The organism is Bifidobacterium sp. FKU (assembly GCF_026016385.1).
Lineage (GTDB): Bacteria > Actinomycetota > Actinomycetes > Actinomycetales > Bifidobacteriaceae > Bifidobacterium > Bifidobacterium infantis.
Map to the genome: position 1 here is coordinate 1158558 of NZ_CP092888.1, position 22662 is coordinate 1181219.

Genomic DNA, 22662 nt, shown 5'->3' on the forward strand with positions numbered 1-22662 from the left:
AGGCGACCGGCCAATGGCTAGTTCGTCTGCGGGAGGAATGCCAAGTGCTCTACTGGTTCTTCGTCAAAGGTCTCGGCCCTATTGCTCGTCATCGTTTGAGCCCTGCTGTCAGCGGACTGAATAACGTGCCTCGAGAGGGTGGCGCGATTATCGCAGCCAACCATCTGGCGGTGATTGATGATGCTTTGATTCCGATTACCTGCCCGCGCATGGTGCACTTCATGGGCAAAGCCGAATACTTCGAGGGCAAGGGATTGAAGGGCAAGTTCAAGAAGTGGTGGTTCACGTCCGTGGGCGTGTTCCCGGTTGATCGTTCCGGTGGCAGCAAGTCGCTTGGCGCACTCGAGCACGCACGCGAGATTATCGAGGATGGGCACCTGTTCGGTATCCACATTGAAGGCACGCGCAGCCCGGACGGTCGACTGTACAAGGGACACACCGGTGCCGCACGACTTGCGCTCGAGACCGGTTGCCCGATTGTGCCGACCGCCATCATCGGCTCGGACAAGCTGCAGCCGATTGGCACGTCGATTCCCAAGAAGGGCAAGACCAAGGTGCTGTATGGTAAGCCGATTGAGGTTGCCAAGAAGCCGGTCGATGAGATTACACATGATGATTTGCGCTCGCTGACCGATCGTGTTTCCGCCGCAATCCAGAAAATGAGCGGTCAGGAATTCGTGAACGAATACGCCCAGAAGGTCAAGGCCGAGCTCAAGGCCCAGCAGGCCGCCGAAGAAGCCGAATAATGTGTGTTGGCTCCCCTCAGCGAGGGGAGCCAGTCGATTACTCTCACACGATGGTGAGGGTGATGACGGTGGGGTTGCCGTTGGCGTCGCGCAAGCGAGTCTTGCCGCCGTTGGAGAGGTCCGTATCGCCGCTTTTCACGGTACGTACCGTGCCGAACAGGCCACCGAGCACCTTGTCGGCTTTCACCTTGAACCCGAGACTCTCAAGCGTCTTGGTCACGGCGCTTTCCTGTTTGCCGACAAGGCCGGACGGTATCGTCGCCATCTCCGGACCCTTGGAAATCACCACGTCCACGCTATCTCCCCACTTCAGCTGGGCTCCGGCTTCCTGAGACGCGGAAATGACTTGACCAGCCTCGACCTTGTCATCGTACTGTTCGGTGACATTGGCCGTGAGCTTCAACTCGCCGAGCGCGGCTTGCATCTCATACTGGGTCTTACCGACGATGTCAGGCATGGTCACCGGCATCGGTCCCTTGCTCAAAGTAATCGTCACCTCATCGTTGTGCTTGGCCGTGGTACCGGGATCAGGGGAAATCGTCAACACCACACCCTGCGGCGTGTCCATCGAATACTCATCCTTCGACTCGTCATGCTTGACATTATCGAAGCCAGCTTTCTTGAGCGCGTTCAACGGATCCTTGCCATTGGCCGAATTCGCGTCGAGAATATCCTTCGGGATGGTGGCCATCCGCACGCCCTCGGACACCACCACCGTAAGCTCCTGATTGGCTCGCTTGCTTATGTGGCTGTTCACAACGGCCGTGGTCTTGTTCACGGAAGAAGAGATGATCTTGCCTTCCACCACGTCGTCGCTGTATTCCTTGTGCATCTTGTAGGGGATGCCGAGAGCCTTCAACGTGCTTTCATACGTGGCCCAATCCGCGCCGGTCAGCGAGCATTCGGTGCCTGCATCCGCATCGCAGGTCACGTCATCCGGCTTGGGCACACTCCAATAGCTGCCCGGTCCTGCAAACCACCACCAGCCGGCGGTTCCGCCGATTGCAGCCAGTACCAGCACGATCACCAGTACGATGATGAGCGGTTTTTTGCTGCGCTGCTTCTTTGGCCCGGTGCCATTGGAAGCGACGTCCGGCTCATCGGAAAGGGCAGGCGCTCGGGTGAAGGCATCGCCGGCCTGAGGCAGCACTTGTGTCTCGCTGCCGGACTGTGCCATGATTTGCGTCTTATGGGGAGCCGAAGCATCGGCTGGCGTCAACGAATCAAGTGCCGTGGTGGGGGCGACCGGAGGAGCCGGAGGATTGACGTCTGCGGCGCCACCGGTATCGGCGGTATTGCTTGCGACATCATCGGCCAAAAACGCCGGTACGGACGGCTCGAACGTTGCTGCACCGGCAGGTACGCCGGTCAGCGGGGCCTGCTCGGCGATATTGCCTACCAGCGCTGCAGCGGTGGCATCGGTATGATCACCTCCGATGGGTTCGGCATGCAAACGGTATTGCCACGCCTCCAGCGGCAATTTGGCGGCCAACTGGCTCAATTCCTCAGCTGCTGCCGCGCCATCGGTGGGGCGGACATCCACCTGACGCGCGGTCAGATGGGCGATGAACGCCGCCACGGACGGATCAATGCCCTGACAGACCGTGGCCACGGACGGCACGTCCTCATGAACATGCTTGAAGACAAGCGTCACCGGATTATCAGAATCGAACGGCACTTTGCCGGTCAGCATCTCCCACGCCATGATGCCCACGGAATACAGGTCGCCTTGCGCGGTGGCCTGATTGTTCTCGATCATTTCGGGAGCCAGATAAGCGGCGGTGCCCAATAGCATGCCGGTGGAGCTCAATGTGGCTTGGCTGGCGGCCTTGGCCAGACCGAAATCAGTGATCTGCACATGGCCGCGATCATTGATCAAAATGTTCTCGGGCTTGATGTCACGGTGGACCACGCCGGCGCGATGCGCGGAAGCCAGACCATCCAGCGTTTCCGCGACCACGCGCAGTGTCTCACGCACGGAGAATGTGCCTTGGGCGTTCATCTCATGCCGCAGATTGACGCCATGCACATATTCCATGACCAGAAAATCAAGTCCATTGAACTCGCCGGTGTCATACACCTGAACGATGTGCGGGTTGGCGATGGACGCGGCCGAATTGGCTTCGCGGCGGAACCGTTCGACGAACTGCTCCCGATGCGGGCCTTTGGCGAGTTGTGTGTGCATGACCTTAATCGCCACGGTGCGCCCCAGACGCTCATCGATGGCCTCATACACGGTGGCCATGCCACCCTCGGCGATATTGCGCACGATGCGGTAGCGTCCCTCAATCATCTGTGCGGGCTCGTTCTCACTCATGTTGTATCGTACGGTTCCTTTAATCACGACTAAACATGTTCAGTGTACATGGCCCCGGTTACGCGGCCGGAGCATCAGCGCATAGCTTTCACGGGTTTTCACCGGTGTTCATGGTCTCATGGTCCGGCGGCTCGCATTGTGGACTATCGCAAGGATTCGGGGACGAATCGCGCACAAGCCTCGGTCAGGCGGCGTTGCGCTTCGGAATTCAGCTCAAGACCGGCAATCGCCTTACGGGACTCACCCCATAGGGCAGCGATGCGCTCGCGGGATCGATCAAGAGCACCGGTGGACGTGAACAGTTCAATGGTGCGGGCCACCTGGTTGTCATTGCGACAATCTTCTTCGAAGATGGCAATCAGATCGGCCTTATCCGCCGTATCTGCCGCAGACAGAGCATCAGCCAACAGCACTGTGCGTTTGCCTTCTCGGATGTCTCCGCCAACTGGTTTTCCGGTATTGCGGCTTGATCCGACGACATCCAACAGGTCATCCGCCAGTTGGAACGCCAGTCCGAGCGGCCGGCCGACGGCCAACGCGCAATGCCTGGCCTGATCCGGGCTCTCTCCTGCGGCCAGCAGTGCAAGCAGCAGTGGAGCGATGGTGGTGTAACTGGCTGTCTTCCAGCGGAATACGTTCAATGAGGCGTTCGCCAGAGCTTCGGGATTGGACAGTGGGGTCATCTCGACGGCCAAGTCCAGTACCTGGCCGATTTCCACCTCACGCTGCATGGTAAGAAACGCCTCGTTCAGGGCATCGGTGTTGGGAAGACGGCTGGCGGACCGGCGTGTGATTTCAATGCAGGCAGTGGCCAGAATGTCGCCGAGCATCAGGCCCAAGCCACGGCCTATGGCACCGCTGTGTACGGCCTGTTCCAAGGCACGATGTGCGGAAGGCTTGCCCCGGCGCAGATCGGATTCGTCAATGATGTCGTCATGCACCAGTGCGGCCGTCTGAAACACTTCAATGGCGCAGGCCAGGTCGATCATGGCGTCACGCCGATCAGGCGTCACGTCGCCGGCAAAAATATCGAAGGCGTCCAATGCGAGCAGCGCACGCAGTCGTTTGCCTCCTTGGCTGGAGGAGGCGGCTTGGTCCACAACCTGTTCCATCACCGGTTTCAGGGCGTCGGCAACCTCGTCGGTGGCGGGGGCGGCAGTCAGTTCCCGCACCAACTGAATGATGCGTGGCTCGATGATTTCGCGGTTGTTAGCAGTTGTGCACATGCCTAATAACTTATCCACAGGGTTTGAAGAACACAAGAACGTTGGGAATCAAGGGTTTTGAAGCTAGAACCACAATGGTCGTTTTTTCCTGCGCCATACGGCGTTTTCAGCCATAGTGGGCACACACCCCCTCGGCGCATGAGCTATCCGGCTCGGCGCGCACCACAACACCAATAGATTGCACACCATTAGTCAAGGAGGACATGATGAACAACAACACGCCGCACAAGCCGCGTAAGAGCCGACACGCCAAACGGCACGCCGCCGAGCAGACGGAGCCCTTTGGCTTTGACGAGTTGGAGACGAGATCACAGGAATTTCGCAATGATCGCCGACTTCGAGGCGCGCAACAGGCTAATGCCGACTGGGTGGCCGAACCATTGGACGAATGGCTGTCTTGTCTCGATGCCGGGAACACCGACCTAGGCCGAGAGACGATGGCCGCGTTTGCGGTGGGCATGCGCGAGACCTTATCGATTCGTGATGCGCTGATTCTCTCGTTGGTTATTGATGAAAGCCGTTGCCCCAAGTCATGGCTCATGGAATTCGCGGCGCGACCGCATCTGGCACGTACGAGAACACGAATGGGCGAGCTGCTGACCTGCGCATTCGAGGATGAAGGCATGATGCCGGATAAGGAGCGTTGCCATGCCGGCATCGGTATGTTGCTCGATATCGCGGAAGCCTCACCGGTACCGTACTGCATACAGCCATTGGCCGTGATCGCTTACACCTTATGGTGGCTGGGCGATCCACGAGCAATGGTGTTCGCCTTGCGATGCCTGCTGCTCGATGAGGATTGTTCGCTGGCGGCGATGATATTCTCAGCCGCCGATCGAGGCGTGGCGCCGGCATGGTGCTCGGGCTGAGTGAACAGAAACGGCGGATCTCCGAGGTTTTACGCGCGATGCGCGGAAGGAAAGCGTGTGGTGATCGGCAACACGTCGGGCAACGATGTGGGAATAATCGTCCGTGGAGGGTGGTTTACTCACATAGTTGACGATTTGCCCTTGCCAGAAGTGGGCCCATGTGGTATATGCGCTTCACGGCGAGAGATCAGAAGGAGCAGTTTTGGCCACGAAGGAAACGACGGCAACCAAGCAGACAGCCGAGTCCAGCGAGGAGACCGAGAAGAAGGCCAGCTCTACGACCACCGCACGCAAGACTTCCGCCAAGAAGTCCAAGTCCGCAGAGCCCTCGGAAAAGACCACGCGCAAGTCCGCCGCGAAGAAAACCGCGAAGAAGGCCAAGGACGATGAACTCGTCAAAGACGAGGACACTCAGGTCGATGACGGGCTTGATGACGATGCCGAGGTCAACGACGACGATTTGGACGTTGACGATCTCGACGAGGATCTTGACGACGTTGACGAAGACGATGCCGACGACGACGATGTGGAAGACGACGAGGACGAGGACGAGGAAGAAGCCAAGTCCACGGCACCCGAGCAGCCCAAGGAAAAGGGTGCCTACGTGGTCTCCGACACGGATGATGAGGAAGAGAACATCATCCCTTCGGGCAATCCGAAGCGTCGTGTGATTGCGGCCGGCGCAACCGCCGACCCGGTCAAGGACTACCTGAAGCAGATCGGCCGCGTGAGCCTGCTGAACGCCGAGCAGGAAGTCGACCTGTCCGAGCGCATCGAGGCCGGCCTGTACGCCCAGCACCTGCTCGACACCGAAAGCGAAGGCATGGAGTTCAAGCGCAAGCGTGAACTCAAGTGGGCCGCCGCCGACGGCAAGAAGGCTAAGGACCATCTGCTGGAAGCCAACCTACGACTTGTGGTCTCGCTCGCCAAGCGCTACACGGGTCGCGGCATGCTCTTCCTTGATTTGATCCAGGAAGGCAACCTTGGTCTGATTCGTGCCGTCGAGAAGTTCGACTGGAAGAAGGGCTTCAAGTTCTCCACCTACGCCACGTGGTGGATTCGTCAGGCCATCACCCGTGCCATGGCCGATCAAGCCCGCACCATTCGCGTGCCTGTGCACATGGTTGAAGTGATCAACAAGCTGTCCCGTGTACAGCGCCAGATGCTGCAGGATCTGGGGCGTGAACCTACGCCGGACGAGCTGGCCCGCGAGCTGGACATGCCGGTTGAGAAGGTGCAGGAAGTGCAGAAGTACGGGCGCGAGCCGATTTCCCTGCACACCCCGCTTGGCGAGGATGGCGATTCCGAGTTCGGTGACCTCATTGAGGATACCGACGCCATCGCTCCGTCCGACGCCGTGGCCTTCTCCCTGCTGCAGGAACAGTTCAAGCAGGTGCTGGAAACCCTGTCTCCGCGTGAGGCCGGCGTCATCAAGATGCGCTATGGCCTGGAAGACGGCCAGCCGAAGACGCTGGACGACATCGGCCGTGTGTATGGCGTGACCCGTGAACGAATCCGTCAGATCGAGTCCAAGACCATGTCCAAGCTGCGCCACCCGTCCCGTTCGCAGACCCTGCGCGACTTCCTGGATCAATGATCATCTGGCTCCCCTCTGTGAGGGGAGCCAAGCATTTGAAGAGAAAAATAGGACTGTATGCCCAAAGAAGAATACGGCGCCAAGGACCTAGCTGTTCTTGAGGGCTTGGATGCGGTACGCAAGCGTCCGGGCATGTACATCGGCACCACCGACTCGCAGGGGCTTATGCACTGCTTGTGGGAGATCATCGACAACTCCGTGGATGAGGCCTTGGCCGGCTTCTGCAACGATATCGTAGTCACCTTGCACACCGACGGTTCCGTGGAAGTTGCGGACAATGGCCGAGGCATTCCGGTGGATAAGGAACCGAAAACCGGCCTGTCCGGCGTGGAGGTCGTACTGACCAAACTGCACGCCGGTGCCAAGTTCGGCAATTCGTCTTATAACGCCGTCGGTGGCCTGCACGGCGTGGGCTCCTCCGTGGTCAATGCCCTGAGCTCCCGACTGGACGTCGAAGTGGATCGTGACGGCAAGACGCACCACATGACCTTCCACCAAGGTCACCCTGGCGTATACACGGATGCCGACCCGGCCAATCCGTCTCCCGATTCCCCGTTCAAGCGCACTCGCAAGAACCGACCCACCGAGCTGGAAATCATCGGCAAGGTATCTCCCAAAACCACTGGTACCCGTATTCGCTACTGGTATGATCCGGAGATCTTCAACAAAACCGCCGAATTCTCATACGAACAGCTCATCGACCGCGTGCGCCAGACCAGCTTCCTGGTGCCCGGCCTCAAAATCACCATTGTTGACGAAAACGTACCGGAAACGGCGACTGACACCGCCGAAGCCATTGATGCCGACGCAGTCGAACCTGCGCAAGACCAGGCCCCGGCTTTGGACGTCTCGTCCAACGATGCCGAACTTTTCGACGACTCCACCGAGGCTCAAGCCGACAGTACCGAGAGCCTGTCCGAGGAGGACTTCTCGCTGACGGCCGGCGACCAGGTCGTCGATGGCGCGTTCGGCGAGCAGCCCGCGCACCCGCGCGTCGTGGAATTCCTGCACACCGGCGGCGTCAAGGACTTCGTCGACTTCCTATCCAAAGGCGAGCCGATCTCCGACATCTGGCGCATCCAAGGCGAGGGCACCTATAAGGAGGAGACCCAGGCCGTGGGTGAGGGCGGTGAACTGCACGCCCAGGAAATCGAACGCACCTGCGGCGTGGACATCGCCCTGCGATGGGTCAACGGCTACGACACCACAATCATGAGCTTCGTGAACATCGTGGAGACGCCCGGCGGCGGTACTCACGTGGACGGTTTCATGAACGCCATCACCAAGCAGATTCGCAAGGCGGTGGAAGACAACGCCCGCAAGCTCAAGGTGAACATGAAGGACTCCGCCATGAAGGTGGAGCGCGACGACATCCAAGCCGGACTCGTGGCCGTGGTCACCGCACGCGTGGCCGAACCTCAGTTCCAAGGCCAGACCAAGGACGTGCTTGGCACCGCGCAGGTCAAGCCGATCGTCACCCGGCTCACCGACAAGCAATTCGGCGAGATGATCACCGGCTCCAAGCGCGGGTACAAGGAACAATCCGGCCGCGTGCTGGAGAAAATCGTCGGCGAAATGCACGCACGCATCCAGTCGCGCAAGGCCAAGGAGGTCACGCGCCGCAAGAACGCGCTCGAATCCGCCTCGATGCCGGCCAAACTCTCCGACTGCCAGCCGGGCAATGACGACGTGGCCGAACTGTTCATCGTCGAGGGTGATTCCGCACTCGGTACCGCCAAGGCCGCACGCAACGCCGGTTTCCAGGCACTGCTGCCGATTCGAGGCAAGATCCTGAACGTGCAGAAGGCGTCGATCACGCAGATGCTCTCCAACAAGGAGTGCGCAGCCATCATCCAGGTGGTGGGCGCCGGCTCCGGCCAGAGCTTTGACATCGAACAGTCGCGCTACCACAAGATCATCATGATGACCGATGCCGATGTGGATGGTGCTCATATCCGTATCCTGTTGCTGACGCTGTTCTACCGATACATGCGTCCGCTCATCGAACACGGCTACGTGTATGCCGCAGTGCCGCCGCTGCACCGCATCGCGTTGACCGGCTCGCACAAGGGCGAATACATCTACACGTATTCCGATGACGAGCTGGCCGGCAAACTGGCCGACCTCGACAAGAAGCACATCGGATACAACGACGACATCCAGCGATACAAGGGTCTGGGCGAGATGGACGCCGACCAGCTGGCGGACACCACCATGGACCCGCGCACGCGCATGCTGCGCCGCATCCGTATGGAGGACGCCGCCCAGGCATCCGAGATTTTCAGCCTGCTGATGGGCGACGATGTGCCGCCGCGCAAGCAGTTCATCGTCGACAACGCCGACGATTTCGATCGCTCCAAGATCGATACCTGATCAAAGACGTCGCTGATAATGACATCGTGCTTACCGAGAATTTCCGTAATTGGCGTTTGAGGTGAGCACGTTGTCATATGTTTTATGCGTGTTGCCCATGAGTCATTCGATAGACTGATGACATCGTTATCACAACCGGTGCCGTACTGTGAATGGGAGATGGAACATGGCCAGTCTGTTGCTTGCCGTCATCTATGTGGCGTTTATCAGTCTGGGGTTGCCGGATTCGCTACTCGGGTCCGCATGGCCCACCATGAGCCAGAATCTGAACGTGCCGGTGGCGTGGGCTGGCGGCATCTCCGCAGTGATTTCCATGTTCACGATTGTTTCGGCGCTGCTTTCGGACCGAATGACATTGAAATTCGGGGCCGGTAAGGTCACCGCCGTTTCGGTGGCGTTGACTGCGGCGGCCTTGGCCGGTTTCTCCATTGCCCCGAATTACTGGGTGCTGTTGGCCATCGCCATACCGTACGGCCTTGGCGCGGGCGGCGTGGATGCGGCGCTCAATAACTACGTAGCCATTCACTACGAAAGCCGGCATATGAGCTGGCTGCACTGCATGTGGGGCGTCGGCGCATCGGTCGGCCCCTATATCATGGGCTATGCGCTCTCTCAAGGCCAAGGCTGGCCGTGGGGCTATCGGTACATCGCGATTCTGCAGGTGATGCTGACCGTCATTCTGGTGCTGAGCCTGCCGCTGTGGAAGGAGCGTGGCGCAACTGCGGCCGGCGAATCGACCGATGGTGCCGCATCATCTGATGGCAATGCCGAGGGATCTGGTAATAATGCTGAAGGGGTGTCTGTTGCTGAACGCAAACCGCTCGGCGTGGCCGGCGTGCTCGCCATTCGCGGTGCCAAGGAAATCCTTGTGATGTTCTTCTGCTACTGCGCCATCGAATCCACGGCGGGCCTGTGGGCCTCCAGCTATATGGTGATGCACGGTGGCATCGACAAGATCACCGCCGCCAGCTGGGCCGGTCTATTCTACGTAGGCATCACTGTGGGTCGTGCGCTTTCCGGCTTCCTGACCATGCGATTCAAGGACCCGGTCATGATTCGCCTCGGCCAAGTGCTGGTGCTCGCCGGCATACTCACCATGTTCGTGCCATTGCCTCACCACCTTGGCGAGGTCGTTGGGCTGGTGGTCATCGGCTTCGGGTGCGCGCCGATTTATCCGTGCGTCATCCACTCGACGCCGGCCTACTTCGGCGAAGACAAATCGCAGGCCATCGTCGGCGTGCAGATGGCCTGCGCCTATGTGGGCTCACTGCTCATGCCGCCACTGTTCGGCATCATCGCGCAATATGTGACAATCAGTCTCTACCCGTGGTATTTGCTGGTGCTCTTGGTGCTGATGGTGGCCATGCACGAGCGTCTTCGCACGTTGCGCGGCTGATCATGTGCGGCGCAATTGGGCCCGCCGCCTACTATGCTTGGAGCCCATGGTGATAAGTGAAGAAGAACATAAACAGATGCCCGAGCCCGTACGGGAACGATTGGAAGCGCTGAAGGATGCGCCGGGTTCGGTAATCGTGGTCGGCTCGATGAACGCCGATTACACCGTGACCACTAAACGACTGCCCAAGCCAGGTGAAACCGTCAAGGGTGGTGCCATGAAAGTGCTGCCGGGCGGCAAGGGCGCGAATCAGGCGTCTGCCGCCGCTCGTCTCGGTGTCAATGTCCAGTTGCTGGGCGCGGTGGGCGAGGACTCCAACGCGGACTTCCTATTAGGCAAGCTGGATGAGGCCGGCGTCGACACCGCCGATATCCTGCACGTTGAAGGCCCCAGCGGCACCACGGTAATCACCGTGAGCGCTGAGGGCGAGAACACCATCGTCTATTCGCCGGGTTCCAATGCCAAGGCAAGTGCCGGCTATGTGCAATCACATCGCACGACCATCGCCGAATGCGCGGTATTGGGACTGTGTTTGGAGAGCCCGATTTCCACCGTTATCGCCGCCGCGCAGACCGCGCATGACGCTGGCGTGACCGTGCTGCTCAACGACTCGCCATTTATGGACGAGCTTCCTCACGAACTGGTGGAAGCCACGGATATTCTTCTGGTCAACCAGCATGAAGTGGCTCAACTGCTGGGTCTACCGGACGGCGATGTGGAATCACTCGACTGGTATGAGGTCGCCGAACGATTCACCGATTACGGATTCGACCGGGCGATAGTGACGCTTGGTGCGTCGGGGTCGGTGGTGATCGAGAACGGACGTTGGCATCGCGTATCCGCCGCGAAAGTCAATGCGGTGGACACCACCGGTTGCGGCGACTCGTTCATGGGGACCGTGCTGGCTGGCTTGGCCGCTGGTCATACGCTGCTGCAATCCGCGCAAATCGGCTCCTATGTCTCCGCCTATGCGGCCACCAAGCTTGGTGCCCAAAGCGCCTACGGCACTGCCGAAGAAGTCATCGCCCACTTCAGCTGACCTATAATCGTACATATGTACGAAAGCCTGAGCCTGTTTTCCGAACCCACCAAGGTGTGGTTCGAGCATGCCTTCGGTCAGCCGACCGAGGCACAGGCTCAAGCATGGCCGGCAATCCATTCCGGCTGCAATGTCTTGGTCATCGCCCCTACCGGCTCCGGCAAAACATTGGCCGCGTTTCTCTCGGCCATCGACCGATTGATGACCGTGCCACGTACGCGGCGTGCCGGTGTGCGTGTGCTGTATATCTCGCCGTTAAAGGCGCTCGCGGTCGATGTGGCCAAGAACCTAGAACAGCCTTTGGAGGGCATTGCCGCACAATGCGAGGCGCAAGGGCTGCCCGTGCCGAAGATCGCGGTCGCCACTCGTTCAGGCGACACCACCGCACAGGAGCGGCGGCGCATAGCCTCCCATCCACCGGATATCCTCGTTACCACGCCAGAATCGTTGTACTTGTTGCTCACTTCGAAAGCAGGGCGGATTCTCGGCACTGTCGATACGGTGATCGTCGATGAGATTCATGCAGTAGCGGGCACCAAGCGCGGCGCACATTTGGCGGTAAGCCTTGAACGGCTGGAGAACCTTGTCGCAGAATCGCGCAAGCGAGATGCGATCGTTGCAGATGCTGATGAGGGCGGTGATGCCGCCGTTGATGCTGGCCGCGGCGATCGTCATATGCAGCGCATTGGTCTATCCGCTACGGTGAATCCGCCTGAAAAGGCGGCGCGATTCCTGGGCGGCGGGCAACCGGTTACCATCGTGAATCCCGGTGGGCGGCCTGCAATGGATTTGCGCATGATTGAGCCGTTGGAAAACATGCGTGATTTGCAGTCCGTGAATGCCAAGCAGCGTGTCGGTGGCGTGGATGCTGAACGGTCCGCTCCGCATATCAGCGGTGTCACGCCGGCCATGCAGCGACTTGCCGAACGCAGGGGCATTGTGCCGGTGGATGATAGAGATGTTTCTTCCACTTCTGGGGACGATTCTGATGCGAGTGATGCGTTCGATTCCTCCGCGTTGGTTGGAGCGGCGGGCGACCGTACCTCCGGTTCCATTTGGCCCGTGGTGGAACGCAGCATTTTGGATGAGATTCTCGCGCACCGCACTACATTGGTCTTCGTCAATTCGCGTGGTGTGGCCGAAAAGCTCACCGCGCGCCTCAATGATCTCTATGCGCAGACCCGGCATGGCACCAATCCCGACACTGTGCGTGATCTGGGCTCTCCGGAAGGCCGCGAAGGGTTCTCCACACATTACGATGCTGTGGTCGGCTCCACCACCATGCTTGTCGGCTCACATGAGGGCGATGATGTCATCGCCATGGCTCATCATGGGTCGGTCTCCAAAGATCGCCGCAAAATGATTGAGGAACGGCTTAAGCGTGGTGAATTGCGCTGCGTGGTGGCCACCTCCAGTTTGGAGCTTGGCATTGATATGGGTTCGGTCGACTTGGTGATTCAAGTCGATACGCCATTGTCGGTCTCCTCCGGATTGCAGCGTGTAGGCCGTGCCGATCATCAGGTCGGTGGCGTCTCTCACGCATTGTTCTACCCGCTCACCCGTCAGCAGATTGTCACTGGGGCCGCAAGTCTGGAAGCCATGATTGCCGGCGATATAGAACCATTGGCCGTGCCGCGCAATCCGCTCGATATTCTTGCCCAGCAGACCGTGGCCGCTGCCGCGATGCACGATTTGAACGCTGATGACTGGTATGCCACGGTGCGCCGTGCTGCGCCGTTTGCCGAACTGCCACGTGACATGTTCGATGCGGCAATCGGCATGATGTCCGGCGAATACAACAGCGAGGAATTCTCGGCCTTCCGGCCGCGACTGGTATGGAATCAGGATAATGGCCTGATTTCCGCCCGTCCCGGTTCGCAGAAAGTGGCCGTTACCTCTGGCGGTACGATTCCCGATCGAGGGCTGTACACCGTGGTCCTGCCTGAGGCGGACGCCGGCAAAGGCCAGCGTCGCGTCGGCGAGTTGGATGAGGAGATGGTCTACGAATCGCGCGTGGGCGATGTCATTACGCTCGGCACCTCCACATGGCAGATTCAGGAGATCACCCGTGATCGTGTGGTCGTGACTCCGGCTCCGGGCCGCACCGCCCGTCTGCCGTTCTGGCACGGTGAAGGCGCTGGCCGTGACTACGGTTTCAGCCGTACCATAGCCCGCTTCACCCGAGAAATCGCCGCCGGATTAGACGTGAAGCGGACTGGGGGGAGGTCTGCCGCAGAAGGCCCAGCTGTCCCAACCTTCATCCCAACAATCCTCACTCGCCTCCAGCGAGATGGCCTAGACCCCAATGCCATCACCAACCTGGCCCGCCTGCTCTCCGAGCAACAAGCCATCACCGGCACAGTTCCCAGCGACCAAACCCTCATCGTGGAACGGACCCGCGATGAAGACGGCGGATGGCGCATCGTGCTGTTAAGCCCCTTTGGCCGCCGCGTTCACGAACCGTGGTCCATGGCCATCAGCCGCAGACTGCGCCAACGCTACGGTTTCGATGGGCAGGTATATGCCGCCGATGACGGTATCGTCATTCAGCTACCGGACGGTGACGGACATATTCCTGTTCAAGACCTGTTCCTTTTCGACCCAGAAGACCTCAAAGCAGATGTAGAACGTCAAGTGGGCGAGTCCGTGCTATTCGCTGCACGATTCCGCGAATGCGCCGCCCGATCACTGTTCATGCCGCGATCCGACCCGGGCCGTCGCGTGCCCCTATGGCAGCAGCGACTGCGCGCCGCACAGCTCCTGCAATCCGCACGCATGGCCAAGAACTTCCCGCTGCTGCTGGAAACCGCGCGCGAATGTTTGCAAGACGTATACGACATGCCTGCCCTGAACGAGGTGATGACCGGATTGCAATCCGGCATCATTACCGTGAAGGACGTGGAGACCGAATCGCCATCGCCTTTCGCCGAGAACATTCTCTTTGGCTTCGTCGGCGTGGTGATGTACCAGTATGACCAACCTCAGGCCGAGCGCAGCGCGCGACTGTTGTCTCTCGATCCGCACGTGCTCGAACGCTTGCTCGGCACCACCGACATGGCACAAGTGCTGAATCCGGACGTGATTCGCGAAGTCGAACAGGAACTGGGGGAGCGCACTTTCTGGAATGAACTTGCCGACGATGATGTGACTGGTCGCGTGACCCGTTACGCCAAAACCCATGGTCCTTTCACCGCCGATCAGCTCATAGCCGACCTACACCTCGATGCTACGGATGCCGTGCACACTCTGGATGTGCTGGCTGCCAAAGGCGAGTTGCTGCAAGGCCACTTTGTAGATGATGACGAGCAAGGCCAACAGTGGCTCCATAAGGACGTATTCCGCCGCATTCGGTCTCGCTCATTGGCCAAGGCGCGTAAAGCAGTCAAGCCAGTAGAACCAGGGGCGTTCCAGATGTTTCTTATCGACCGACAAGGTATCGGGCCGGTCGGCGGCGAACGATATGAAGGTGCTGACGGGCTCATGCGCGTTATCGAGCAGCTGGAGGGCATATCACTGCCCACTGCACTCTGGGAGTCGGCGGTATTCCCCGCACGAGTACGAGACTACCAACCTGCATTGCTGGATGAGTTGCTGACCAGCGGCGATGTGGTCTGGGTCGGCTCAAAAACCGGGGGAACCAGTGCGATGGACCCCGGTGAGGTTGCTTTCTATCCGGCGGATTCAATATTGCTCAGCGATGTGGAACATGGTACGACATCGAACGCCTCAGACGCCACCATGCCGGAAGCGATTCTGGCCGCACTGGACTCAGGGGGAGCGTTCCATGCCCGTCAACTGATGGATGCCGCCAAACGTGTGTGGAATGAGGCCGCGGAGCCGGACATCAATCCAAACACCGGCGAAATCATTCCGCAAGAGTGGAGCGAACAGCAGTTCAAGGATGCCTTGTGGAGCTTGGTCTGGCAAGGTAAGGTCACCAATTCCAGCTTCGCGCCGGTGCGTGCATTAACCGCAGGCGCAGCAAGCCCGCGTAAATCCACTACATCACGTCGTCGTGGGCGTGTCGCTCCGATTCGCCGAGCCACGACGGATATGACGTTAGGAGGTTTGTGGTCTGCCGTGATCGGGCAAGCTGAAGGCGAAGACACTGACCAGACCGAACGGGCACTCGCACTGGTCGAGACATTGCTGGACAGGTATGGCGTCATCGCGCAGCCGGTGATTGACAAGGATAATATTCCGGGTGGCTACTCAGCGTTGTATCCGGTATTGAAGCGCATGGAGGAGCATGGTCGACTGGTACGAGGCATGTTCGTCCGTGGTTTCGGTGCGGCCCAATTTGCCGAGCACGACACCGTGGATGCGTTGCGTCATCCGTCAGAGCATCGCGGCCAGTCCGTGGTGGCATTGAGTGTGCTCGACCCCGCAAATCTCAGTGGCTCCGCCATCGCGTGGCCGGACGCGCCTGCCGGTGCGGGTAAACCGGCACGCCGTATCGGAGCCATGGTCGTGCTCAATGCGCAAGGCACGCTACTATACGTGGCTGCCAAAGCCAAGCACCTGACGGCGTTCGATCAATCGGTCGACCATGAACCCGCTGCCAACGATTCCGACGAACAGATGTGCAAAGCCGCCACAGAACTGGCCTACGCCCTCAAACGCAATGGCACCGGTTCCGTGACGTTCAGCGACATCAATGGCGAACCCCTCAACGCGCGTCACCCCTTCGCCCGTATCCTCCACCAGTCCGGCTTCACCCCCGTTCCCCGAGGCATGCGGCTGTACTGATTGAGCCCAGCTATCGAATGCGGTAGTTGGAGCCGCGTTGGGTCATGATGAGGCCGGCGCGGGTGAGCTTCTTATCCAGTGTGTAGAGGGCGTTCCTGAGGAGCCCTTGTTGCTCGAAGAATGGGCCACCGACGAGCTTGGCCAATTCGCTGGTGTTGACGAACCGACCATCAGCCTTGACCAGTGCTTCAAGCAAACTGTATTCCAGACGGGACAGTGAGATTGCGCTGTGCGTGGATGCGTAGTAGGCCTTGTGATTCGTGGTGTCCAACGTGAGGTTGCCACGAATGATCATGGCGGGGGAGTCGGTGGCAAGCGAGCCGACGTATGAGAGCAGTTCGCCATCGGAGAATGGTTTGCTCAGCGCGGCATCCGGGCGTCGTACGTTAGCTTGTGCGCTAGCGGCGGCATTGTCCGAGCGTTGTTCGGCTTCGGCATCTGAGTTGTTTGCGCGTGAATCCGCGCTGAAGGAGCTGTAGGGCGTCTCTTCGATAGGGGCGTACTCGTCAGGCAGCGCTCGCCAGCGGCTGCCTTCGCCAATGGTTTTGCTGAGTGGCGTCGAAGTCAGCAGCAGGATTTTAACGGAGGCACGGGCATTGCGTAGGGATTCGATGAGCTGCTCGGTGGAGATGCCGAGCAGGGATTCATCAAGAATCACTGCGTCAAATGACTCCTTGGCGACAGCGGCGAGCGCGATACTACCGGTGCTTGCCAAAGACACTTCATGACGACCGGCAAGTAGGGCACCACGAATGGCGCGGGCCAACGGTTCATTGGATACGGCAACCAGTAGTCTCATCGCCACCTCCTTGATGCTTAGTGTAGGTCGGGTTTAGGGTCTCTTCTCTATTGTTTGGCTCACTGTCGTTCGTTCCTCGCCTACAAACACCCCACTGGGGTGTTTGCTTTACGGCTCGGCCCATCAGAGGGAGCTTAATTGAGGTTACGCAATGAAGGCGATGGGGGAGGCGAGGTCCACTCCGGAACCGTCTCGGCGCATATCGGGCTTGGGAAGCTCGACCGGGGAGCCTGCGGATGTGGAAGCGTGCAACGGGTAGAGGCCCACCCAAGCAAGAATCAGCGTGTTCTGGCCCTTCAGGAAGCGCTGGGAACGCACGCCGCCGGTAGCACGACCCTTGGTGGGGTACATTTCCAGCGGAGTGACCTTCGCCGCGCCGTTTTCGGTGCCGGGCAGTGCATCGGAATCGCCGGCCACGGTGAGCACCACCGCACCGGATCCGGAAGTCAAGCCGTTCTCGCCCTCCTCATAGGTCCATGCCACCTTGCCGGCGGGAACCACGTTGAAGGCCGCCACACGGGCACCCTCGGCCAGCTTGATGCCGGCCATACCGCCCGCGGTACGACCCTGCGGGCGCACGTTCTTCGCCTCAAAGGTCAGTAGCGAGGAATCGGAGGAGATGAACACCAGACGGTCGTCATCCTCGGCCACGGCGGCGAATACCACTTCATCGCCATCTTTCAGATCAATGACGGGCCAGGAATCCATGGTGGTGGGTGCCTCACGATTCCAACGCTTGATGACACCGTTACGGGTACCGATAGCCAGCGACGGCAACGGCTTGGCCTCGGCGGCCCCGCCATCCTCGCTCTCATCCTTGGCACTGGCCTTGCCGGACGTCGGCTGCTCCATGGCAATCGCCGTAATCACACGCTCACCGCGAATCGGATCGGTGGATTCGGTCATGCCGATCAGTTCGTCGGCCTGAACTCCTCCCTTCAGCGACAATGTGGCGGCAGCGGGCAAGGCAGGCAAATCAACCACATACGCGAGCACCAGGCGGCCGGCCGACGTGACCAGCCCGTACGTGGCGCGCGTGGAAGTCTCGAAGATTGTGGTGATTTGATCGTCTCGCAGACGTTCATCGGATGTGGACCGTACATTGAACACGTCCATCGCGCTTGGCGTGGTACGGGCAATCAAACCGGTGGCGCTCATCATCACCACGCACGGCTCGTCTTCGATCTTCAAGGCTCCGGTCAGCGCGGACCGCTCGCCGGTCTTCTTGGCGGCGGCTGCGGCTGCGGCCACATCGGCTTCGGCGGAGGAAATCGTGGTGGCGGCCTTCACCGCTTCGAGTGCGGACTTGGACACACCCGAAGCCCCGGCGCCCTGCGCCACGACCGGCGTCAGCGTGCCATCCGGGTCGGCGTCCAGCAGCACGGTGCGACGCGGCGAGCCCCACTTGGCGACCGCCTCGTCCATCTCGTCGGTGACCACCTGGTCGAGCGCTTCGGCGGAGGCCAGGATGCGGGTCAGCTCCTCGATGCGCTTCTTCAGGTCATCGCGTTCGGCCTCAAGTTCGATGCGGTTCATCTTGGTCAGACGGCGCAGACGCAGGTCGAGGATGTACTGGGCCTGGACCTCGTCCAGGTCGAACACAACCATCAAACGGCTTTTCGCAGCATCCGCATCATCTGAGGTGCGGATTACCTGGATCACCTCGTCGATGTCCAGCATGGCCAGCAGCAGGCCCTCGACCAGGTGCAGGCGCTCCAACGCCTTCTTCTTGCGATATTCGCTGCGACGGCGGATCACCACACGGCGGTGGTCAACCCACACCTGAAGCATCTCCTTCAGGCCCATCGTGTGCGGGCGGCCCTCCACCAGCGCCACGTTGTTCATGGCGAAGTTGTCTTGCAACGGTGTGTGCTTGAACAACTGCACCAGAACCGCATGCGGGTCGAAACCGGTCTTGATCTCGATGACGATACGCGTGCCGTTATGACGATCGGTCAGATCGAACGCGCCGGAAATCCCCTCCAGCTTGCGGTTCTTCACACCGTCGGAAATACGTTCGATCACCTTCTCCGGGCCCACCATGTACGGCAGCTCGGTGACCACGATGGCCTGCTTGCGGGCCGTGACATGTTCGATATGCGTGGCGGCGCGCGTGGTGAGCGTGCCACGGCCGTTGGCATAGGCCTCACGGATGCCGTCGCGGCCGATGATCGTGCCGCCGGTGGGCCAGTCGGGGCCGGGCACGTAACGCATCAGCTGTTCCAGGGTGGCGTCCGAATGCGCCATGAGGAACTTGGCGGCGTTCACCACCTCGCCCAGATTGTGGGTGGCCAGGTTCGTGGCCATGCCCACGGCGATGCCCGAGCCGCCGTTGACCAGCAGATTTGGGATGGCGGCCGGCAGCACGGTCGGTTCCTTGAGCTTGTTGTCATAGTTCGGCGTGAAGTCGACGGTGTCCTCATCGATATCCGCGTTCATGCCGAGAGCCGCCGGGCCAAGCCTGGCCTCGGTGTAACGGGAGGCCGCAGGGCCGTCATCCAGCGAGCCGAAGTTGCCGTGGCCGTCTACCAGCGGCAGACGCATCGCGAACGGCTGTGCCAAACGCACCATGGCCTCGTAGATTGCGGAATCACCGTGCGGGTGGAGCTTGCCCATCACCTCGCCCACCACGCGGGCGGACTTCATATACGGGCGGTCGGGAGTCAGGTTCATCTCGCCCATCTGGTAGACGATGCGGCGCTGCACCGGCTTCAAGCCATCGCGCGCATCGGGCAGTGCGCGTGCGTAAATCACCGAATACGCATACTCGAGGAAGGACTTGCTCATCTCCTCGTTCAGCGGCGTCTCGACGATATGCTCCTTGACCGTGCGCGGATCGTAGGTTTGCGCGGACGGTTTGCGGTGTGATGCCATGAAACTCCCTTTCGAACGCCCCCATATTAGCGGGAGGGCGCGAAACAGTGCGCAGAGAACGGTTCTCGATAACAACTGTGCGCTGGTTTCGATGCGCCAATCGCACATGTCTGCCGATAAAACGGCGTGATTCCAGTGTTTCAGTCGATGTGCGTTTGTTTGATTATGTGCGTTGGAGCGCACAGTTGTTATTGAGAACCGTTCTCTGCGCACTGAGCCAAGGGGAGGGGTGCTACTTGAATGGGCAACTATGAGTGTTGAGACGCCGGATATGGACGAGTTGCTGCGGCTGGTGCCCACTGTGGGCTATGGGGATGACGTCCCGGCCGATCGGCGTGGGGGAGCGTTGCACCTGTCCGCCGTGCTGCCCGCCTTGTCCGCCGCCATCGGACATCCGACTCCCACCAAGGTCCACGCCGATCCCAAGGCCTGCCAGCGCGCGTTGGGACTGCCCGACGCCGAATCGGCCATCGTGGTGCTCGTGGACGGCCTCGGCTTCTGGAACCTCGCCATGCGCCTCGGCCACGCGCCCTATCTGCGTTCGCTGATGAACGAAAGCGCCAATCAGCGCCCCGTCGCCACCTGCGCTCCAAGCACCACTGTGGCGGCCATGGCCGCATTCGGTACCGGAACCTGCCCGGGACTGACCGCAATGGCGGGCTATACACAGCTCGAACCCGCCAGCCATAAGCTCATCCAACTCATCCAGTTCAAAGACGCGCTGGCAACCAGACCAGCCAATCCGCACATTCCTGTGCCGCCCATGGTCGATCCGTTCGACCTGCAGCGCGAGGAGACGGTGTTCGAGAAACTTGCGGCTCAAGAGGTGCGCGTCACGAGCTCGGGGTTGCCCAAGTTCTCCAGATCACCATTGACCGAAGCCGCATTGCGAGGCACCGACTATCAAGGCAACGTCACCCCACGTGATCGTGTGCTGGCCGCCTCACGCGCCTCACGCACCCCCGGCCTGACCTACCTGTACATCCGTGACGCCGACAAAGTCGGCCACAATTACGGGTGGGATTCCGAACACTGGGTGGCCACATTCGAACATATCGACGCCCAGCTCGCGCTCCTGAAACGCAGCGCACCCAAGGGCACGCTGATCGTCATCGTGGCCGACCACGGCATGGTGCAAACCGACGTGGACCAGCGGATTGACATCGCCGTTGAACCGCAGCTCACCCGAGGCGTGTCACTGGTCGGGGGAGAGCCTCGCTCGCTGATGCTGTATGCCGAGCCGGATGAACGACCTGAGGATATAGCTTGCCGGTGGCGCGATTACCTGCAAGACCGAGCCTTGGTGCGGACCAGGGATGAGGCCATCGCGGACGGATTGTTTGGACCGGTCTGCGAGCGAGTCCGGCCGATGCTCGGCGATGTGGTCGTGCAGGCAGCGGGAGCCGTGACCCTCGTCGATTCGCGTACGCAAGGAGACAAAGCCACCCACCTGCCGAGCGTGCATGGCTCCCAAACGGCATTGGAAATGGATATTCCCTGCCTGATCGATATGGCCTGATTCGGAAATTCAGTCTCCGAACAGAATCTCGTCCCAGCTTGGTACGGCCGAACGTCCTGATTTACGCTTGGCCGGTTTGGCTGGTGCCTCGTGTTTGGTGGCGGCGGATTCGGCCGCCCGCTCCTGCTCGGTGGCTACCAGCTGTGTATCGGGGCCACGCCGTACGGTCTCGTCCGAAATATTGTCAGAACCCTGCTCTGGTGCCGTGGCAGGCGATTGCTGCAATCCTGCGGCAGATGACGAAACAGATCCGGCGGTCTGCGAAGAGACCGGGCTGGGGGCCGTAGCGTCATGAGCCTGGTTCGTGGCCGGTGAGATGGACGTGGATAGGTCCACCGGGGGCATGGAACCTGTGGAAGTGACGGAGGGCCGGATCGCGGCAGGCCGTGCGGCCGGAATCGAAGGCGTAGGCGCCGCCCAAGCAGACACAGCGCGCTCGATACGCGCGGAACGTACGGAGTCGCCGGGCAGTTCAGGAATCGTCGGCTTGAGTTTGGAATCCGTGGCTGATTCCGGATTCTGTTCGCCGAGCAGTTTTCGAGCGGCATTGTTCAGGCTCATTACGGAATTGTCGTGCATATTCCATGTCCATTCGGCATGGATCTCACGGCCCGCGGAAGTGAATATCGCCACGATGCGCCAAGGCTCAAGTCCGCGTCGGGTGGATTTCCAGGTCACTGATTCCATGCCGATTCCCGCAGAGGCCAGCGTGCGTTCCACCAGTTCGCTGATGGTGCGCACCCTGCTGTCTTTGGGTGCCGCCACGGCAAGGAACTGTTCGATGGCATACTGTTTCTCGGTTTCCACAGCCATGGAGAAACGACGTACCAGCGTTTCGCTCAGATGATATTTCTCCGCGACACGGGCCGGATCGGCACCGGCGCGAATCAGCGACTGTATCTGGGAAATCGGCAAAGTGGACTGCTGATGCGGCTGGGGAGCCTGTCGCATCTCGCTTCTGACCTGCTTGGCCTCAAGAATCGCCCGTTCGAGCGTGTCGTCCACGCTCACAGCCATTTCCCCGCCGCCAATGGAGAATACGAGGTCCCCCGTCTTGCTCACGCGTACGAAACGGGCTTTTTCAAGCCGATCATCTGGCATATTCGCACCACTTTCCGTCGCAAAGACATTACTTCTTTTAAGTATGCCCCACGTGTC

At 60.1% G+C, this 22662-nt stretch carries 13 protein-coding genes; 8 read left to right on the forward strand and 5 right to left on the reverse strand.

The genetic code is table 11. The features are described from left to right. The first annotated feature begins 44 nt into the window (after positions 1 to 44). Positions 45 to 746 (forward strand): lysophospholipid acyltransferase family protein, encoded by a 702-nt coding sequence (locus tag MMB48_RS05085; RefSeq protein ID WP_012577321.1) that lies wholly within the window; start codon positions 45 to 47, stop codon positions 744 to 746. Between the two features lie 43 nt (positions 747 to 789). On the opposite strand, the gene MMB48_RS05090 is transcribed toward MMB48_RS05085, so the two are convergent. Both MMB48_RS05090 and MMB48_RS05095 read right to left on the reverse strand, forming a co-directional pair. After that, complete coding sequence (locus MMB48_RS05090; protein WP_032745190.1) at positions 790 to 3063, reverse strand: protein kinase domain-containing protein; 2274 nt, start codon at positions 3061 to 3063, stop codon at positions 790 to 792. Positions 3064 to 3206: 143 nt separating this feature from the next. Further along, positions 3207 to 4289, reverse strand: a complete 1083-nt coding sequence (locus MMB48_RS05095; protein WP_032745189.1) for a polyprenyl synthetase family protein — start codon at positions 4287 to 4289, stop codon at positions 3207 to 3209. Between the two features lie 206 nt (positions 4290 to 4495). Between MMB48_RS05095 and MMB48_RS05100 the strand changes: the two genes are divergently transcribed. The 6 genes from MMB48_RS05100 to MMB48_RS05125 all read left to right on the forward strand — a co-directional run bounded on the left by MMB48_RS05100 (position 4496) and on the right by MMB48_RS05125 (position 16312). After that, positions 4496 to 5158: a DUF4192 family protein gene (locus tag MMB48_RS05100; RefSeq protein WP_007052659.1), complete on the forward strand. Its 663-nt coding sequence runs from the start codon at positions 4496 to 4498 to the stop codon at positions 5156 to 5158. 202 nt (positions 5159 to 5360) lie between these two features. Then, positions 5361 to 6755 (forward strand): RNA polymerase sigma factor, encoded by a 1395-nt coding sequence (locus MMB48_RS05105; RefSeq protein ID WP_032745188.1) that lies wholly within the window; start codon positions 5361 to 5363, stop codon positions 6753 to 6755. A gap of 57 nt (positions 6756 to 6812) precedes the next feature. Continuing rightward, positions 6813 to 9128 carry a DNA gyrase/topoisomerase IV subunit B gene (locus MMB48_RS05110; protein WP_013140869.1) on the forward strand — a complete coding sequence of 772 codons (2316 nt, stop codon included), beginning with the start codon at positions 6813 to 6815 and terminating at the stop codon, positions 9126 to 9128. 166 nt (positions 9129 to 9294) lie between these two features. After that, entirely contained in the window at positions 9295 to 10524 is a 1230-nt protein-coding gene (locus tag MMB48_RS05115; RefSeq protein WP_032745186.1) for an MFS transporter, read from the forward strand. Between the two features lie 46 nt (positions 10525 to 10570). Then, entirely contained in the window at positions 10571 to 11563 is a 993-nt protein-coding gene (locus tag MMB48_RS05120; protein WP_032745185.1) for a ribokinase, read from the forward strand. 15 nt (positions 11564 to 11578) lie between these two features. Further along, complete coding sequence (locus tag MMB48_RS05125) at positions 11579 to 16312, forward strand: DEAD/DEAH box helicase (protein ID WP_032745184.1); 4734 nt, start codon at positions 11579 to 11581, stop codon at positions 16310 to 16312. Positions 16313 to 16322: 10 nt separating this feature from the next. On the opposite strand, the gene MMB48_RS05130 is transcribed toward MMB48_RS05125, so the two are convergent. Together MMB48_RS05130 and MMB48_RS05135 are read right to left on the reverse strand one after the other, a co-directional pair. Next, a complete protein-coding gene (locus tag MMB48_RS05130; protein WP_032745182.1) occupies positions 16323 to 17111 on the reverse strand; it encodes a response regulator transcription factor in 789 nt (262 codons plus the stop codon). 144 nt (positions 17112 to 17255) lie between these two features. Beyond that, positions 17256 to 19985: a DNA topoisomerase (ATP-hydrolyzing) subunit A gene (locus MMB48_RS05135; protein ID WP_032745180.1), complete on the reverse strand. Its 2730-nt coding sequence runs from the start codon at positions 19983 to 19985 to the stop codon at positions 17256 to 17258. 250 nt (positions 19986 to 20235) lie between these two features. Here MMB48_RS05135 and MMB48_RS05140 point away from each other — a divergent pair, with 250 nt between their 5' ends. Continuing rightward, positions 20236 to 21504: an alkaline phosphatase family protein gene (locus MMB48_RS05140; RefSeq protein ID WP_032745179.1), complete on the forward strand. Its 1269-nt coding sequence runs from the start codon at positions 20236 to 20238 to the stop codon at positions 21502 to 21504. A 9-nt stretch (positions 21505 to 21513) separates the two neighbouring features. On the opposite strand, the gene sepH is transcribed toward MMB48_RS05140, so the two are convergent. Continuing rightward, positions 21514 to 22605: a septation protein SepH gene (gene sepH, locus MMB48_RS05145; RefSeq protein ID WP_032745177.1), complete on the reverse strand. Its 1092-nt coding sequence runs from the start codon at positions 22603 to 22605 to the stop codon at positions 21514 to 21516. Between the last annotated feature and the right edge of the window lie 57 nt (positions 22606 to 22662).

Bases quoted from the DNA above. Each gene is read 5' to 3' on its own strand.
- MMB48_RS05090 (WP_032745190.1), bottom strand. From the start codon at position 3,063: ATGAGTGAGAACGAGCCCGCACAGATGATTGAGGGACGCTACCGCATC.
- MMB48_RS05095 (WP_032745189.1), bottom strand. From the start codon at position 4,289: ATGTGCACAACTGCTAACAACCGCGAAATCATCGAGCCACGCATCATT.
- MMB48_RS05100 (WP_007052659.1), top strand. From the start codon at position 4,496: ATGAACAACAACACGCCGCACAAGCCGCGTAAGAGCCGACACGCCAAA.
- MMB48_RS05110 (WP_013140869.1), top strand. From the start codon at position 6,813: ATGCCCAAAGAAGAATACGGCGCCAAGGACCTAGCTGTTCTTGAGGGC.
- MMB48_RS05115 (WP_032745186.1), top strand. From the start codon at position 9,295: ATGGCCAGTCTGTTGCTTGCCGTCATCTATGTGGCGTTTATCAGTCTG.
- MMB48_RS05120 (WP_032745185.1), top strand. From the start codon at position 10,571: ATGGTGATAAGTGAAGAAGAACATAAACAGATGCCCGAGCCCGTACGG.
- MMB48_RS05125 (WP_032745184.1), top strand. From the start codon at position 11,579: ATGTACGAAAGCCTGAGCCTGTTTTCCGAACCCACCAAGGTGTGGTTC.
- MMB48_RS05130 (WP_032745182.1), bottom strand. From the start codon at position 17,111: ATGAGACTACTGGTTGCCGTATCCAATGAACCGTTGGCCCGCGCCATT.
- MMB48_RS05135 (WP_032745180.1), bottom strand. From the start codon at position 19,985: ATGGCATCACACCGCAAACCGTCCGCGCAAACCTACGATCCGCGCACG.
- MMB48_RS05140 (WP_032745179.1), top strand. From the start codon at position 20,236: ATGAGTGTTGAGACGCCGGATATGGACGAGTTGCTGCGGCTGGTGCCC.
- sepH (WP_032745177.1), bottom strand. From the start codon at position 22,605: ATGCCAGATGATCGGCTTGAAAAAGCCCGTTTCGTACGCGTGAGCAAG.